At 41.7% G+C, this 15,744-nt stretch carries 15 protein-coding genes and 6 pseudogenes; 17 read left to right on the top strand and 4 right to left on the bottom strand.

The genetic code is table 11. From position 1 onward, the window contains the following. Positions 1 to 135 precede the first annotated feature (135 nt). The 17 genes and pseudogenes from NA986_RS00505 to NA986_RS00585 all read left to right on the top strand — a co-directional run bounded on the left by NA986_RS00505 (position 136) and on the right by NA986_RS00585 (position 10,787). Positions 136 to 753, top strand: coding sequence for a hypothetical protein (locus NA986_RS00505; RefSeq protein ID WP_000977169.1), 618 nt, complete (start codon positions 136 to 138; stop codon positions 751 to 753). A gap of 24 nt (positions 754 to 777) precedes the next feature. Further along, positions 778 to 975 (top strand): annotated as a pseudogene (locus NA986_RS00510) (hypothetical protein). Between the two features lie 1,401 nt (positions 976 to 2,376). Continuing rightward, entirely contained in the window at positions 2,377 to 2,820 is a 444-nt protein-coding gene (locus NA986_RS00515) for a hypothetical protein (protein WP_070793936.1), read from the top strand. 390 nt (positions 2,821 to 3,210) lie between these two features. After that, positions 3,211 to 3,587, top strand: a pseudogene (locus NA986_RS00520) (ISAs1 family transposase); the annotation flags it as partial. 417 nt (positions 3,588 to 4,004) lie between these two features. Beyond that, positions 4,005 to 4,235: pseudogene (locus NA986_RS00525) on the top strand (RHS repeat-associated core domain-containing protein); the annotation flags it as partial. 424 nt (positions 4,236 to 4,659) lie between these two features. Further along, positions 4,660 to 5,028, top strand: coding sequence for a hypothetical protein (locus NA986_RS00530; RefSeq protein ID WP_023216344.1), 369 nt, complete (start codon positions 4,660 to 4,662; stop codon positions 5,026 to 5,028). Positions 5,029 to 5,115: 87 nt separating this feature from the next. Beyond that, positions 5,116 to 5,292, top strand: a pseudogene (locus tag NA986_RS00535) (RHS repeat-associated core domain-containing protein); the annotation flags it as partial. 54 nt (positions 5,293 to 5,346) lie between these two features. After that, a complete protein-coding gene (locus tag NA986_RS00540) occupies positions 5,347 to 5,802 on the top strand; it encodes a hypothetical protein (protein ID WP_179121697.1) in 456 nt (151 codons plus the stop codon). Next, positions 5,802 to 6,143 carry a hypothetical protein gene (locus tag NA986_RS00545; RefSeq protein WP_023206616.1) on the top strand — a complete coding sequence of 114 codons (342 nt, stop codon included), beginning with the start codon at positions 5,802 to 5,804 and terminating at the stop codon, positions 6,141 to 6,143. The genes NA986_RS00540 and NA986_RS00545 overlap by 1 nt, the downstream gene beginning before the upstream one ends. Before the next feature lie 57 nt (positions 6,144 to 6,200). Beyond that, a pseudogene (locus NA986_RS00550) lies at positions 6,201 to 6,426 on the top strand (type IV secretion protein Rhs); the annotation flags it as partial. Beyond that, entirely contained in the window at positions 6,377 to 6,580 is a 204-nt protein-coding gene (locus NA986_RS00555; protein ID WP_071785869.1) for a polymorphic toxin type 34 domain-containing protein, read from the top strand. The pseudogene NA986_RS00550 and the gene NA986_RS00555, both read left to right, overlap by 50 nt. Before the next feature lie 61 nt (positions 6,581 to 6,641). Continuing rightward, complete coding sequence (locus NA986_RS00560) at positions 6,642 to 7,508, top strand: HEAT repeat domain-containing protein (RefSeq protein ID WP_000864148.1); 867 nt, start codon at positions 6,642 to 6,644, stop codon at positions 7,506 to 7,508. Between the two features lie 204 nt (positions 7,509 to 7,712). Then, positions 7,713 to 8,147, top strand: coding sequence for a sel1 repeat family protein (locus NA986_RS00565; RefSeq protein WP_001213036.1), 435 nt, complete (start codon positions 7,713 to 7,715; stop codon positions 8,145 to 8,147). A 374-nt stretch (positions 8,148 to 8,521) separates the two neighbouring features. Then, positions 8,522 to 8,899: a hypothetical protein gene (locus NA986_RS00570; protein WP_000357798.1), complete on the top strand. Its 378-nt coding sequence runs from the start codon at positions 8,522 to 8,524 to the stop codon at positions 8,897 to 8,899. A gap of 199 nt (positions 8,900 to 9,098) precedes the next feature. Further along, positions 9,099 to 9,596, top strand: coding sequence for a hypothetical protein (locus NA986_RS00575; protein WP_000037400.1), 498 nt, complete (start codon positions 9,099 to 9,101; stop codon positions 9,594 to 9,596). Positions 9,597 to 9,735: 139 nt separating this feature from the next. Further along, a pseudogene (locus NA986_RS00580) lies at positions 9,736 to 9,935 on the top strand (IS1-like element transposase); the annotation flags it as partial. A gap of 114 nt (positions 9,936 to 10,049) precedes the next feature. Next, the gene (locus NA986_RS00585; RefSeq protein WP_024147185.1) at positions 10,050 to 10,787 is read left to right on the top strand and encodes a hypothetical protein; all 738 of its coding nucleotides are present in this window, start codon (positions 10,050 to 10,052) and stop codon (positions 10,785 to 10,787) included. A 130-nt stretch (positions 10,788 to 10,917) separates the two neighbouring features. On the opposite strand, the gene NA986_RS00590 is transcribed toward NA986_RS00585, so the two are convergent. The 4 genes from NA986_RS00590 to NA986_RS00605 are packed head-to-tail and all read right to left on the bottom strand — an operon-like array spanning position 10,918 to position 15,682. Next, positions 10,918 to 11,637 (bottom strand): hypothetical protein, encoded by a 720-nt coding sequence (locus tag NA986_RS00590; RefSeq protein WP_023216350.1) that lies wholly within the window; start codon positions 11,635 to 11,637, stop codon positions 10,918 to 10,920. Between the two features lie 4 nt (positions 11,638 to 11,641). Further along, positions 11,642 to 13,753 carry a DUF4034 domain-containing protein gene (locus NA986_RS00595; protein WP_070793937.1) on the bottom strand — a complete coding sequence of 704 codons (2,112 nt, stop codon included), beginning with the start codon at positions 13,751 to 13,753 and terminating at the stop codon, positions 11,642 to 11,644. Between the two features lie 10 nt (positions 13,754 to 13,763). Next, entirely contained in the window at positions 13,764 to 14,480 is a 717-nt protein-coding gene (locus tag NA986_RS00600) for a DUF1266 domain-containing protein (protein WP_001650029.1), read from the bottom strand. Further along, positions 14,480 to 15,682, bottom strand: a complete 1,203-nt coding sequence (locus NA986_RS00605) for a hypothetical protein (RefSeq protein ID WP_023216352.1) — start codon at positions 15,680 to 15,682, stop codon at positions 14,480 to 14,482. Before NA986_RS00605 ends, NA986_RS00600 begins: the two co-directional genes overlap by 1 nt. Positions 15,683 to 15,744 lie beyond the last annotated feature (62 nt).

Consider the following 15,744-nt stretch of genomic DNA (forward strand, 5'->3'; position numbering starts at 1 on the left):
TCCGCCTCACCTGATGAGGCGGCTTGAGGAGAGTCCTCACTTTAAGGGCGGGCATTGTACGCTTACGGACAGGCCGAGTAAATATTGCGAGAGTATATTGGCGCTAATAGAACACCGGATGTTAATGGAGAGCCAATGATGAAAATGAGCCGCACGGCCATCGCGTTGAGTCTGCTGGGAATGGTCGCGCATCCCGTTTGTGCCGCTCCGTCGTTTGAAGAGACGGCAAGACAGGTGATTATTGCTTTTCAGCAGCGAGACAACGCGAAAATTAATGCCCTGATTGATAAAAAAGTTGGGATGTATGTGCTGTACCGAATTGGGGCTGGGGTTGATTATAAGTGGATGAAAAGTTTTGATATTAATAAGCCGATACCCGGTTTTAACTACCTGTTGGGGCAGGTAGGTTGGTTTTCAGAGCATATTCCAGTGGATAACGAATTTGATCACCACACGGAGGTTGAGTACGTTTGTGAAAAGGGATGGGATCACGCCGGTTTTTTTGTCAGCTATACCGGTTCTGATAATGCGCTGCTGACATTTAGCATGGTGAATGGAGCGGATAATGGGGATCAGGCGTCTGATACCCGTATAGCAAACGCCAGGCGGCTTGAGCTGCAATCAGAGCGAGTGGTGGCAGTGCCGAAAAAATGGGGTGATGGTTTGATTTTTCATCTGAGCGAGCTTCATGGCTTGGGCAAAGGGTGGAGTTTAACACTGCTGGATTTGGTTACGGAAGATTGTAGTGCGTGAGGCATATATGTTTAATCAGGGTAAATAGCTGCTTATTTATATCTTTCTGCTATCAGGATGTTATGACACTGCCCCCAATATTCAGGATTTAAATAAAGCATTTCTTGAATATTAAACTAACTCACTAAAAATAAACTTGAAATTACCTCGGCAACATGCATTAAAGAAAATACTAAAGGTCATTTGACTTATTATAGCGTCAGTGATTACGTCTTTAACTAATTTGGCTCACGTTATGTATCCACTATGGGGAATCTTTATATATTCCGAAAAAAAACACAATGATATTCTTAATGCAGATAAGAGAGTAATCTTAGGGTGTGCAGGTTTGTAAACCAGGGTATGGCGGTAGCGTTATTTTTTAACGAGATATCATCAGAGGTAGAATTAACGATCGCAGACGATACTCAGTACTAAGAGGAAATCAGTTTGAGGTTGAAAAGAAAATGATAAATACGTATTGATAAGATGGAATCCATTGAATCTACTTATTAGTAGATTTTATTATAAAAAATATATTTTTCTTGATGTTTTTTACGCATTGCGCAATAGCAAATCCTTGCCACCTTGATGCAACTTGAATGGTTTTGTGTATAGTGTGACAATGCTGAATACTGAATTGAAACCTTCTACATATTAAATCAGGGGTTAGTGGTATGGGCGATTTTATAAAGTATCTATTTATTTTTTCTTGCTTATGGAGCGCAAATTCTTTTGCGATTACTCAAACACAATGGGATGGTAACTTTAGAGTCGAGGAACTTGGCGAGGAGTTAAATGATGGGAGTCAGGTTTTTTACAATATAATTTAAAGATAGATAGTAAAAATAATCGTGCTTCTTTATCCATGACAACCTGGCATGCGGGGATAACATGCATTGGTGACTACTCTTTAAAAATCAATTCTGGTGTTTTGGCATTATACTATAACGGCGACGAAGAAAATGCATGTCCATATCCATCACCGCAATTTGAGATAAGCAATAAAGGAAAAGCATATTATATAAAAGGGAAAATGTTTTCATATTCTCAGCCTGGTGAGTGGTTGCCACTCAAACGTATCACACTAAAATAATTCTATATTTCATAAATTATGATAATGAAGTTGATGATGGTATGAAATATTAATTGGATATGTCGTGAACATATTTTTGTTATATGTTTTCAATGTGTATAACAAGAAAATTTGCATGAAAACATTATATGAGATGGTTTGAAAGGTGAATGAAGTTTACATAAAAGTAAGGTCATTCTGAAACGAATTTGTCAAATTTACTGAATTATATATCAATAATTCCTAACTATCGACAACAATGTAAAATCGAGTACAAACTCACGGATTTGTAGTAATTTGGCAAAGAACAAGTCAGGTAAAAGTTTCTCATTATTTAATCAAAAAGCAAGTGCAAACTGTTATTTTGGATTTGTACTTCTTCATAGAAGTGTTGAATAATATTGACGTCAAACATGTTCTGCCTTTTTTTACTAAACTGAGTAAGGTAACTTTAATATTATAATTGCAATGATACAAAATCACATCAATATATAATGAGGAAAACTATATGCCCGCCGCCGCTCGACTAAACGACAAAGGTATGCGTTCGACCTGGATAGAGTGTTAATATGAAAGCGAATAATGTTATTATTTTTGTGATTTTATTTTTATCCTCTGTGAGTTATTGTTTTGCTGATATGAAGATATTAAAAATAAATCAGTCCCATTATATGAGTCCTTATAATAAAGAGCCTGGGGATAGAAACTTATGCAATAAATGGGTTTTAAATGCAAGTCAGATAGAAAAAATATTTTCGTTAAGTGATAAATACAAGGAAATGAGTGATACCATGACTGGATTTTGGCTCTGGTTTCCCTGTGAAATAACGGGTGAGTTGATTTATAATAAGAAAAAGTGGCATTTTTCTATTAATGCTGCTGCCACGGCAGAATGGTCCGATGGTAAGGAAACGATATACTGGGGGTGTTCCAGGGAAAAATGTGATGACATGTTTATACTTCCATACCCAGGCCGAAGTTATATAGGTGGTAGTGGTAAATTGATTTGGTGACGAGGTAGATCTTCATCCGGGTTTTAGCCTTTTAAAATGAATTAAATTTAACCTTCAGCATCATGACGAGAGTATGATAATATATTTTTGCATACGCCTGTATAAAGAATAAAATAACCAGGAATCGTATATTTAGCACGTTAAATACAACTTTTTAAATACAAGTTAGTGCTGGATTTTACAGATCAATGTTGCGTTATTACTAAATTCATAAATTAATGTTTGAGTTATGGTTGTTATGATCTTTCCCTGATAGAACAGTGCTTTCAGGCAGAGGTGGCATTACCACCAACAAAAATAATGTTCATTTTTATGGGCGTAGGGGATTCACCCTTATTTAAAGATTACAAAGAGATATATTTCTCATTGAATGTTAAATAACATGTGACTCATATTGTCAGTGATGTTCCGGATGAGCTAATTTCTTTTACATTTGAATGGAAGGGTTAAAAAACTATGTGTGACGGTATCTTTTCGTTCAGAGAAACATAGCGGAAAGAAAGAACCGGAAATGTTGGGTGAGATATTATATAAGTTCAGCGGATTTAACAGCAGAAAAATTTGCTAATGCGATGAGAAGTCATTGAGATGTGGAAAATAAATTGCACTGGCGTTTGGATGTGGCGATGAACGAGGATGATTGCAGGATAAGAAGGGGAAATGTCAAGAGCTTTTTTGAAATAATAAAATCGGGTGAATATGAAATTTGGGGATGTGAGATAATGAGATGGATAAGAATAAATATACTTAAATGTACGTTAGTATTTTGCTTGGCTTGTGGTTTTTCATTTGCAAAAACACCATGTACTAATATGTCTGATAAATTAAGTGCTGCACAAAGAGATTCTTTGCAAAATAATATCAAAAGACAACTAAAAACAGAACGATTAAATATACTCGAATTTTTTAAAGAGCAAAATAGTTCAATCGTCTATATAGAAACATATGGTGCCGATGAGGCGTTTATTTTTTATTCTGGAGATGAGTTTAAGGATGATTTTATCACAATATGGAGTGGTGCGGCTGAAATATCAGAGGAAAAAAATATAGAAAAATGGGTAAAAGATCATGTTCCATACATTCCAGATAGGTTGGCTCGATGTTTCGCATGGTACACAATCTATAGGCATGACTGATCTGATATTTAAGATAACTTTGTCGACGTGCGGAAATATGGTGAATAGGGAAACCTGTCGGGTGAGGAAAATCCGGCGTACCTGGAGCAGGTGATACGGCTGCCGGGGCAGCAATACGATGAGGAGTCGGGGCTGTATTATAACCGGCACCGTTATTACAATCCGGAACAGGGAAGGTACATCACGCAGGATCCGATTGGGCTGATGGGAGGATGGAACCTGTACCAGTATCCACTAAATCCGATTAGCAGAAGTGACCCTTTGGGGCTGGTTAACCTTGGACAAGGTATCCCTGGGGCTAATGGTCCTACTTCGGTACATGCGAACCCTGGCCCAGAGGCCACAGATTTCGGCCTGACCATGCTCCAGATCATATTCACTTAGGGAAAAATGATGGTCCTCGTGTAAGTACCGATACATGGAAATCTCTTTCTGAAGCTGATTCAACTAAAATGACAAAGGAACAAAGCTCATTTTGTAGAAAACTATCTGATGCAAGTAAGAAAATTCTATCTGCCAGGCAGAAGATGATTTTTAAATTTGGTAAGTTATTAAGTGCTGACCTTTTACTATTACAATATATATCAATGGGGGCTGCTTGAGAAGGGTGTTTGCGTGGGGATGTGTCGATGTGTGAGATATTCGAAAGGTTAGGTGGAGAAATTCAATATACTGGTGCGGATCCTGTTTAATAAGGTGGTTTATGAACAAAATAGAGTTTATAACATTAATGTCTTTTCCAATGGAGTGGTTAGACCTTGATATGTATCCTGATTTATTGTTTTTAAAACAACTTAATGGATATGAGGTTGGTCATGAGGATAGTTCGGAACATGATCGGAATGGCGCGTTTCATTGGTGGTTAAAGAAGAAACCATCTAAAGATGAATTGATGAAATTAGTTAGGTTGGCACTTATTGATCCCGACCAATTTTTATCGGAAGATATCATTCGATATATAAAAAAGTCATCACACTTTGATCGTGATGTCGATGCTCTTATCGAAAACTTACGTGATGAAAAAACGCAGCAAACGAGGAGAGCCAGTAGAGGCTTGCATCGTGACCAGTAGGTAAAAACCACCTATATTATCGTGGTTATTAGAGACTATCGCAGATGTTAATCAGCGTTAATAGAAGTATTGTATAAGTTAGTAGCGTTTAATGAATGGGAAAACCTGTCGGGTGAGGAAAACCCTGAGCAACTGGAGCAGGTGATACGGCTGCCGGAGCAGCAATACGATGAGGAGTCGGGGCTGTATTACAACCGGAATCGTTATTACAATCCGGGACAGGGAATATATATCACGCAGGATCCTATCGGATTAGCCGGGGGATGAAACCTTTATAAATATCCGCTGAATCCGGTCACAGATATAGATCCATTAGGATTGGAAACACTAAAATGTACTAAACCATTGCATTCACTAGGAGGTACGGGTGAAAAAAGTGGCCCTGATATATGGGGTAATCCTTTATATCATCAATATCTTTGTGTTCCTGACGGGGAAAATGGATATGTTTGTGGTGGTCAGGATCAACGAGGAGAATGGCCAACTGATGGAATGTTAGGGCCAGGAAAAGCGAGCAACGATACGAGAGAAGGTGCTAGCCGGTGCGAATCGGTCGAACCAGATAATGATTGTATTGAAAGCTGCCTAAAAGAAAAACTTAAAGGAGCAAGGCCTTTTTATACCGTATTACCCGACTGGATGTTCCCGATGAAATTTGGATTGGTCAATAATTGTCAGGATTGGTCTAATGATACTTTAAAAACATGTCAGATGAAATGTTCCGGGAATAATGCAGGACGGCTTATGAGATTTATTTTAACTGGAGTGTTATAATGAAACACTTTATTAGAAGTATAAAAATGATCTGGATAACAATGTCAATCTCTATATTATGTGTTTCTTTACTTAGACTTTCTCAGTTAGATTCAAATTACGATATAAGTGAACTGAATAGTATTATGATGTATGGGATGGTAATAATATCATTTCCGACAGGAATAATATTTGCTATTGTTTTGTTTTTATTTTTATTGTCTTTTGGTTTTATTTTTACAACCATTCACAGTGAATATGTTTTGACAGTGGCAATATGGGGGTGGTTTTTATTTGGTGGATATGTTCAATGGTTTTGTTTGGTGGGGAAAATGATAAAAAACGAGGAGTATTACAAGTGATAAATACGTACATACCTTATTCCTCACATCAAATTAAATAATAAAAGGAATTGAGTGATGAGCGGAAAACCAGCGGCGCGCCAGAATGATATGACAGCAGAAGGTGGCCCGATAGTCCAGGGGCTGCGGGGGGCTGATAGGCGCGCCGACAGGCGTGGCGTGCTCGGTATGTCCGGGCGGAATGACGTCCGGCGAGCCGGTAAACCCGCTGCCGGGGGCGAAGGTGCTGCCGGGTGAGATCGACTTCACGCCGCCCGGCCCGCTGCCGTTCATACTCACCCGCGCCTAATCAAGCTAACACAGGAATACAGAAGCTGGTTGATTCATTAATAAGTGAGCGAGGGCAAAGTACAGGTAAGAAACCTGGCCGATGTGAGATGCTCGAAGAGTTAATTGCAGATGGTAGATTTACTGCACTGGAGACAAGTACACCATGAAGGCATGGGGATGCAAACATACACGGCAATCCAAAGATAAAATTACCAAGTGATAATCGTTATGAAAGTTATTGAAAAATACAAACAAAAAAAAGAAAGAAGAGAGATTTTTCTATATGAAAAGTATAAAAACTACACAATAGAACAACTCACTCCTATTTTGTATGATAATGACCCCTTAAAAAGAAATGCTGCTATATTTTGCCTGCAAATATTAAGTGGAGACGATGTTTTTAATTTATCCATGAATCTTTGTCATTCCAGGGATAACTATAAAAAGAAAATTGGAGTTACTATTTTAAGTCAAATGACCATGTCATATGAGAAACTGCGAAAATCTTTTTGTTTTTTAGAAAACATGTTCCAACTCAATAAATCAGTCTTGATAAGAGCCTCTATTATCAATGCGTTAGGGTATTTTTGTAAAAAAGACAAACATTTCGAAAAGGAATTTATTAATTTATGCACTAAAGTAATTCATGATAAATCGGCAAATGTTCGATGTGCAATTGCAGCAGCACTATCAAATATTAATGATAACTCGACAATACCTTTATTGCTATGTTTACTTCGTGATAATAATAGCGACGTGAAGAATTGGGCTGCATTTTCTATAAATTTCAATCAATATGACACCGAGGATATCAGAGAGGAGTTTGTGGGGATGTTATTGGATACGAATGATGATATAAGAATTGAGGTTATATCAGGTCTGGCAGAGAGAAAGGATGAACGTGTTCTGGAAACCATAATTAAAGAACTTAAGAAAGATGTGATTTTTGATGAAATTATTATTGCAGCCGGGAATGCCGGGAGTAAAGAATTACTTCCTATTCTAAATGAACTATTAAATGAATTTAGAGATGAACGTATTATAGACAAAATTAATGAATCGATAAAAAAAATAAAAGAAAATGTTTGTGAATAATAGTCTGTCTGTGCTACTGCTAATGAGATATAAAATTATCTGGTGTCGAGATTACAACTGATGTCGATGGTATGATTTGCTGCAAAGGAGGAATATCATACAGGACCCGATAGGGCTTATGGAGGGATTAAACCCGTATCAACGACCACTGGAACGCTTCAGAAACCAGGAGATATAAAATAAATTTATATGATGAGGAAATAAATGCGATTTGTTATTGTATTTATAATGTTAATAGTATCATTTTACACATTTGGTGGCAAAATGACTAAGTCTAAAGACGGTAATAAATGGAGGTCGGAATCCACTTCCACCATCTATAATCTAACGGATGAGCAAAAATTCGAGCTTGAAAACAAATCGAAAGATGGAGACTCGGAAGCATCATTTCGATTATATCAATATTATTGCTTCACCATAAATAACATTGACGAACAATTAAGGTATTTGGAGATATCTGCATCTCAAGGAAATATCATAGCTCAATATAATTATGGTATTTATTTATCCAATACAAACCCTGACTTTTCAAAGTATTATGATTTGAACAAAGCTATTTATTGGATGGGATTGGCTTCAAAAAATGGTGATATAGGTGCTCAAAACAAGCTACAAGAACTGAAAAAATTAAAGAATTAGCTATGATTTAAATATTTTTTATTATCAATGAATTGTGTAAATTTTAGTCAAGAGGGACGGGCTGACGCCGGAGCAGATGACGGGGCAACTGGAGCCACACCATGAGCCGGAGAGAAAACTCCATCTTTGCCACTGTGACCATATTCTGATGGAAAAGTAGAGCCTTGGGGGGGAGGGTATGTTGGTCCAAACAAGAAATGGATACAACTCAACCAGGGTCAATTTGGCCGGGATCTTAAAAAAATGCATTGAACTAAAACGGGTCTATTTGCAGAAGCACTGCGGATGCTGTGCTTTATGAATTGTCTACTGGTGAGAAGGTCGGCGGCAGAGAATATATTGAAAGATTTACAGCGAGCTTTAAGGGGAGAGTAATGGATAAAATTATTGCTGACTATGTGGATAAATTTAGTTCTTTTTCGGACTCTATATCAGAAACAATTGGGTCCGTTAATGAGTATTGGATTCCTGATGAGTCACCGTTGATTATGCTATTTTCGCAGATTGGTAAGTCTTTGGTAGCGATATTTTCTGAACTTGATTGTGTTAAAAAAGAGTTATTGTTTAAATATATTGAAGATGGGATGGCTTCAGATAATGATGAATTAGCCACTGCCATAGCAACAGGTCTTGTTGAGGCAATAGTTACATCGACAGACGCCAATCAACATTTATGGGGGGAAATAGAGGGGTTGTTGGGAGTAAAATCTAAGGAACATGCTCTGGCTTGGAGGAATTTTGGGAAGTCATGATGGTATTTATTTAAATATGTAGAATCCGGTAATGACGCAAATTTATTGATAGTGATTGATTGTCAGATACCAGCTAATGTTCTTATCGTGCCGTGCATTTTTTCTGACTTTGAAATATTGGTTTTGAAAAGGATGCCTATGCGACAGGGGATAAAATAAAATCTGATATGAAAAAAATAACTGATGCAGGTGATAATTTATGTCAAAAAAATTTTTCTCTATAATTATGGTCATATCATTCGTTGCGGCGATAACAGCTTGCCAGTCTTCTATTCCTGAATATGTCAGGAGTACCCTCAACGGGCACTCTATCCAGGATGTTTTGGTGTATATGAAGGGATTGCCTTTAGATAAAAGGTATGATTTTTATTATTATGGTACGCGTGCTAAAAGACCATATCCATTATGGATGGCTGATGGTATTGCCCCTATGGGATCGAAGGCTATTCCTCTATTGAGAGACAAACTTTCAACCACAAATAGTTCTTTTGAAAAAATGACAATTATATATTTGTTATCTGTGATGTCAGTTCATGGTTGCTATGATGTTAAGTCTGACAGCGAATTGTTTTCGTTGGTTATGCAGAAGGAACGTGAATTAAATGATGATAATTATCATGATTATATCACTAATATGAACGATTTTTATGAGTTTGGAAGTTCTTTAAATAGTACAGAAAGAATAAAGTGTGAATAATGTGGTGTTTTGTAAACGAGCTCCATCCTCCGGGGCAACGTTTTGTGGAGGATACAGGGGTAATGCCTTCAATCGATAGAATTTATAGTATGTCCTGTTATTTTAGGTTTTCTATGGTTACTGTTGCCATTCAGATGAAATTTATCGTCATGGTCGTAGTTCTTCCCGGCACGAGCGCTTTCGTTGCCGGCCATGTAGACGCGTTTTCCAGTTGTCTTATACCTGTGAAGCCGTAAGCCCGGCGTCAAAGAACACATTGTTGATATGGCCTTTAATGGTGCTGACGTGCGCGATACAGCAAAAACGCTAAAAATTGGTATCAACACCGTCATCTGCACATCTTAATAATTGACGCTTATTTAGCAATCATATCATGAGTTTTTAATTGAAAAATACAATAATGCATGATGACAATATTTTATTATATAGTTTTCAACATATAACCCAATATTAATGCCGATTATGAATAATTATAGATTAACTTTTTCTTTATATTTCCTGCGTTCGGTAATGTTGCTTAGCATCATTTTAACAAGTGTTGGTTGTAATAATCAAAAGAGTAAGGCGTTGCTTCTACCTGTTGATTCTACGCAGTTTGCACAATTGGCTTGTTATTATAAAGATATTAATTCCGATGATAATGTAATGGAGTTAAAATTACCAGGTGAATATAAAGAGAAAACTAACTTATTTAATCAACAGGAAATTAAGGTGCCGGTAAAAGGTGAGAATTTTCTTTCTCCGTATATTGGTGATGGTGTCCGTTATTATGAATTAGGGTACTTTGAACATGATGGTAATACTTACAAATTGATAATTTATAATAAAATTGGAGAGTCTGATACCTTATTACTTAATGTACAAATAAATAGTTACGATGCAAAAGGAAACCTGGTGGATGCTTTATTGCTTAGTAGCTTTTTTGCTTATGAAGATATCGTGCGTTTTTCTGATTTTGTCATCCGCCAGGATTACACAATAAGCATTGATAGTTATGTTATATATAGGTGGTATGAAGACAGCAAAGATGGTCAGCTTGTAACTATAAAGTTTAAAGATCAGGCGCCTCAGATTTATATAAAGGAACAATATCAAATGGAAAATGGTCGGTTCAAATTGATATCCAGAAATGAAGTATCACAGGGTAAAAAAAAGAAGCGAGCGTTAAATATATCATGCTTACGACATTAATAATTGTAATGGAGGTGTTAAGTTAATATGGATAGCAGGAAAGAATGAGGAACGTTATGAGAATTATAAATAGATTGTTAATTTCAACTGAACTCAGGTTAATCATAAAATTTCAGTTTCCGCGCCAGATTTATTCAACGCGCAAATAGTGCCCGTCGGCGCAGACATTTGCGCCAAAACCGCAGTCCACAAACGTATCGGTGCTGGCATCAATGGTTTCAGAAGAAAAAGCCAGTGAAATGTCACAGTGAATGTCATCGCCTTCCCGAAGCGCCACGATGGCTTTATCGTTTTCCAGCGTTACCGTTGCGGAGAACTCGCCGATATTGGGGCCGAAGTAGATCCCCATTAAACCGAACCAGTAACCCTGAAAATTAACCTGATAGCGTGATGGGGTGGGTAATGCCTTCACGTTAAGCACGTTCCAGGAGGCGCGTCCGGCATAGCGCCAGTATTCACCCGCCGCAAAAACCGGTGGCGGTAGGGCCGATAGCTTATCTTTGATAAGTTTCAGGTTGTAGATCGACTTGCTATCATTCGGCCTTAGCATTAGCCAGGCGCGGGCTTTACGCCACTCGCCTTCGTGTATCCAGGTTAGCGCCACGTTGTTGTAGGCCGTCGCGATGGCGTTGTCATCAAGGGCGCAGCTTTCGCTCCATGCGGCCTGCTGTTCAAAAGCGTCGCGCGCTTTGGCATATTTTTGGGTCTTGTAAAGCTGTTCGCCCTGGCTGGCCAAAACTGGAATTTTTGCGCAGTCGGCCTCGATCTGCTGCTCCGTAATTTCAGCCCTGGCGGTGGCGCAGAGTAGAAGCAGGGCGCAAAGAAATAGAGATTTTCTTTGTATTATCACTCCATTACACCATTGAGTTGACCTGTCCCGGCAGCTCTGAATTCGGGATGCGGACGGTATACCAGGCGAAACGAAAGCGTTTCCAGAAAGAATCGAAATGCAGGTGGTCCAGGCAGTCCATAACGATTTCATTATCCGGGTAAAGCGTGAAGGCAAAATGCGCCCAGCGTGCGCTTAGCTTCATATTAAACAGCGTTCGATCGTGTTTATTACCGTGCAGGCGCGATAGGGTCACCATAGCATGTAGCGTGCCTTTGTTGGCCTCTTGTTGCACCAGTTCCAGATGCTTATGCGCCAGCGTAATATCCTTCACTTCAAAAATATTCAGCAGGAACAAGCCCCAGGCCTCTTTATGCCCGAACTGATGCGCCAGCCAGAGATTATCGAGTAGTTCTTTTTCATAAGCGGAACGTTTTTCGGTATCAGGTTCTTGTTTACTCAGACGCTGGTTGCAGATGCCAATGCTGAAATGAATATTTTGCAGGTCATTTTCATAGTCGGTATAGCCTCCGTTATCTATTAATTTGTACGGGGTGCTCTCGCGCAGCGCTAACTGCCGGTGCAAAATCTCCGCCGCGCGCTGAAAATACCCTAACGCGATGGCAGGATCGTAAGGTAGTAGGCCGTTGTTCTCTTTATTATTGTGTTCAAGGCCCAGCAGGTTTAGCGCGGCGGGTATATTTCTTTGTGCGCCCAGCTCTGCCAGCGGCACGAAATGTTCCGGGAGCCCGAACCAGTTGAAATTTTTAATCGCCGCCCGCCAGTTATGGTTATATTGAATGTCGGCGACGCTATCGAGCCAGGCGAGGCCTTGCGCCTCATCCTTTTCGAAACCCAATAACCCGGCGTACTGAAAGTAGCCACGACGGATTTTCGGCACTGCGAATTCCGTTTGCTGCGCATTCTGACAGAGAAAGTTATACATCCACCAGGTGTCAGGAAAATCGCGCAGGGCGAACTTTATCGTGTCATCAGAGAAGTAATTGTTGAGCTTAACTTTTTCCACGATCGAACGCTGAAGGGTTCGCCAGAGCGCGTCATTATCGTCCAGATCGCTATAGCAGACCCGCAGCCACTCCAGCGCGTTGTGGCGAGATTCCTGAATATGCGCTCGCAGGCTAATCTCTTCGGCTTTGGTGATAATACGTTCCTGTTCTGCCGGGGAGTCAACCTCTTTGATGCGCAGATCGCGGTGATCGTCCCACCAGATCAATAGCTCCAGATGTTCACGTTCTGCGGCAGAAAGGTGATCGCATACGCTTGATTCCAGAAATTCGCGGATCTCCTCGTGAGACCCTCTCCAGCGTGGCATACGAAACGGGATATATTCATCCAGCACGTAAAATGCCGTCGGGAAAATAGCCAGGCAGACGGCGAGCCAGTATTTTTGCCCGGCATCGTCATTGCACTCCGGCAGCACGGACGGGCGCGGCAAATTTGGGCAAACCGCGTCGGCAAACGACAGCCCGGAATGGGCCATCAGCGCGTCCACCTCCTGCGGTGAATGGCGATGATATTCAGCCAGATCTTCCATTAATGGCTGCCCGGCAACATCCGCGCCCACGAGGAACTCAACCAGCCAGTCGGGCTGGCCGAAGACTTTTGAGTTGGTGCTGGTCAGGGCCGCCGCCATCCACTGGCGCGGTTCACAGTCGATAGCATTGAGCGCGGCGATGACCATCCGTTCGTTGCAGGCGGCGGCGCAGATCCACATTGCTCGGGTGGTTTCTCTCGCCCAGCCATAGCTGCGATACAGCCACGCACGGTGATTCCAGTATTGCGCCTCGGCAAGCCAGGCGTGAGTGGAGCGGGGACGAGCGCGCTGCCAGTTTTTGATCAGCGCTAATCCTTGCGGCCCAGCCTCAACCAGCGTGTCCATATCGTAAAAAGGGTTGTCCATTTGATTCCAGGCGAAGAAATAGCGCTTTTCCGCTTCGCGGCTGGTAAAGCTCTCCGTCAGCGCCTGGTTGTAGCGTTCGTCCAGTTCGTCATAGCGTTCTTCGCGCAGCAGGCCGGGAATATCGGCAATATGCCACTCTCGTTGCCCGTCATTGAGGGGATTTTTGTGGTTGCACATCTCAAACATAGCGTTGAGCAGACGATCATCCTGTTCCATAAAGCGTCCTTTAAATCGGCTCGAAAATTTTGAATTCATTCCACGGCAGTTGTCGCCAGCGGCTGACCGGGTCTTGCAAATAATGGGTGGCTTCCTGTAAATCCCGTCCGGCAAGCGCTGTTGGCGTGTCACGTAGCGTGAGCCATACCCGGCGGGCGCGAACGTAGGCGGTGGCGTAATCCTCCCAGGAATCAAAACAGTCCTGAGCGCGCTGGGCGTTAAGTAATAACACCAGCCAGGCCTGATGTACGTCGCACCAGCCGAGCCCGGCGATACAGCGGGTCAGAAAGGCGGTGCGCATGCAGTCGAAAGCCAGCGCGTCGCGGACCTGGCCCTGGGCCGCCAGATGATGATAAAACGTGCGCGGCGAGCTGCCGATGCCCGCAGGCCAGCGGCGTAAGATATCCTCGACCTTGTGGCGTAACGCCGCGCCGTCGAGGTTTTCGCTCAAGCCCAGCTCTTTTTTTACCTGCTGTGCCAGATAGCGGCGTTTGTCATCGTCAAGTTTGAAGACCAGCTCAACGCCTTTGGTCGGTAGCCCGTTGCGCCGGGCGAGGATATCGGCTAGCGCCAGCGCCCATTGCCGCCGTCGGGTATCGCGACGCAGATCCTTCAGGCGATCTTTTTCTTTCTCCTCGGCGATACGGGCCGCAATCAGCGGTTTGTTTTTTTTGTAGTTGCGCCAGCTAAAAAATAGGGCGGCAATAATAAGAACAACCCAGAACATTAGCGCTCCTCCCTGGTTGCAGAAAGATAGCGCGTGGTTTGTAGCGTCAGGCTTTCAATTTCGAAAGGTTTGCTACTGGTGTTTTTCCCGGCAAGCGTAGGATGCCATTCATGCTGCGGAAACAGCATTTCCGCAGCCGTCGCCACGTTAGGATCAACAACCTGAAGGTAGCGTAGCGCCTCCGGGGCGCTGTGCAGCAGCAGCCACTGTAAAGCCACCGGAGGCGTAGGGAAGTGTTCCATTAAATGAAAATTGTCATGCAGCACATTGAGCAGAAAATTGAGGTCATGAATATGAGTAATAAATTTCCAACCTGAATATTCCGGCGTCGATTCATAAACTATTCCCATCCCTTCACAATCGGCGTGGCGTTCAGGAAGTGGTTGCAGATGGCGTAACAGAGATAAAACATCGTTAGCATATTTCTTAATAGGGTGGCGATTTTGCTTACCTTTAATCTGATCAATGCTCAGGCCGTTATTACCAACCACCAGGCTTATTGTGACGTGGGGAATATTATTGCCGTCGCGCAGGCTGAACAGGCGAAGTTTTTGTTGTTCAATTTGCCGGGCGTAGTAATCGCCGTAGCCGCCGGAAAGCGCGCCTTTATTATCAAAATCTCCGACGCAGTGTTGCATATGCCAGGATTCATACGCCATCTCACTGCGCAGGCCGGGGTTTGTTGCATCAAGCTCAACCAGTACACCGTTATTCACCGCCATCACCGGTTTTAGCGCCTCGCTGTTGGAGGGATACCAACCTTGTTCACGCAGGCGCTGCATTTTTTGATGCTCCGCTTCGCGCATTGCCAGCACGGTAAAGCAGTTGATGCGCTGCAGTTTAGTTTCCAGCCGCGTTCCTTCCTGACGCGAAAGAAATTCCACTAAATCTCTTTCCATTGCCACAAGTTGCGGGTGCTGAACGTTAAGGTAGTAAAAGCGCTCATCGCCACCCAGCTTTGGCGCCAGCCAGGCGGGGATTTCTGCATCAGCGCTAAAATAAACGGCATAATCGGCGACGGAACGCACAGGATAAACATGAGGAAAGTCACCGATGATCCAACGATAAAAATGGTTGCTTAACCAGCGCTGGATATTTTCGCTGTCGCCGCGTTGTTGGCTCCGGGAAAAAATAGACGATTTTACATTTGGCGCATTTATTATATTGCGTGGTTTATAGCGGTGAGATGACGTTTCTGTCATAAAAATCCATGTATAATTAAGCTGGTATTATGTTTATGTATTTTTAGATTCACTTAATGAAT

This window comes from Salmonella sp. NW177, from assembly GCF_051811585.1.
In the GTDB taxonomy this organism is placed as follows: domain Bacteria; phylum Pseudomonadota; class Gammaproteobacteria; order Enterobacterales; family Enterobacteriaceae; genus Salmonella; species Salmonella enterica.

What these genes read in the sequence shown, in the direction of transcription:
- NA986_RS00505 (WP_000977169.1), top strand. Translation starts at nt 136, where the DNA reads ATGATGAAAATGAGCCGCACGGCCATCGCGTTGAGTCTGCTGGGAATG.
- NA986_RS00515 (WP_070793936.1), top strand. Translation starts at nt 2,377, where the DNA reads ATGAAAGCGAATAATGTTATTATTTTTGTGATTTTATTTTTATCCTCT.
- NA986_RS00530 (WP_023216344.1), top strand. Translation starts at nt 4,660, where the DNA reads ATGAACAAAATAGAGTTTATAACATTAATGTCTTTTCCAATGGAGTGG.
- NA986_RS00545 (WP_023206616.1), top strand. Translation starts at nt 5,802, where the DNA reads ATGAAACACTTTATTAGAAGTATAAAAATGATCTGGATAACAATGTCA.
- NA986_RS00560 (WP_000864148.1), top strand. Translation starts at nt 6,642, where the DNA reads ATGAAAGTTATTGAAAAATACAAACAAAAAAAAGAAAGAAGAGAGATT.
- NA986_RS00565 (WP_001213036.1), top strand. Translation starts at nt 7,713, where the DNA reads ATGCGATTTGTTATTGTATTTATAATGTTAATAGTATCATTTTACACA.
- NA986_RS00570 (WP_000357798.1), top strand. Translation starts at nt 8,522, where the DNA reads ATGGATAAAATTATTGCTGACTATGTGGATAAATTTAGTTCTTTTTCG.
- NA986_RS00575 (WP_000037400.1), top strand. Translation starts at nt 9,099, where the DNA reads ATGTCAAAAAAATTTTTCTCTATAATTATGGTCATATCATTCGTTGCG.
- NA986_RS00585 (WP_024147185.1), top strand. Translation starts at nt 10,050, where the DNA reads ATGCCGATTATGAATAATTATAGATTAACTTTTTCTTTATATTTCCTG.
- NA986_RS00595 (WP_070793937.1), bottom strand. Translation starts at nt 13,753, where the DNA reads ATGGAACAGGATGATCGTCTGCTCAACGCTATGTTTGAGATGTGCAAC.
- NA986_RS00600 (WP_001650029.1), bottom strand. Translation starts at nt 14,480, where the DNA reads ATGTTCTGGGTTGTTCTTATTATTGCCGCCCTATTTTTTAGCTGGCGC.
- NA986_RS00605 (WP_023216352.1), bottom strand. Translation starts at nt 15,682, where the DNA reads ATGACAGAAACGTCATCTCACCGCTATAAACCACGCAATATAATAAAT.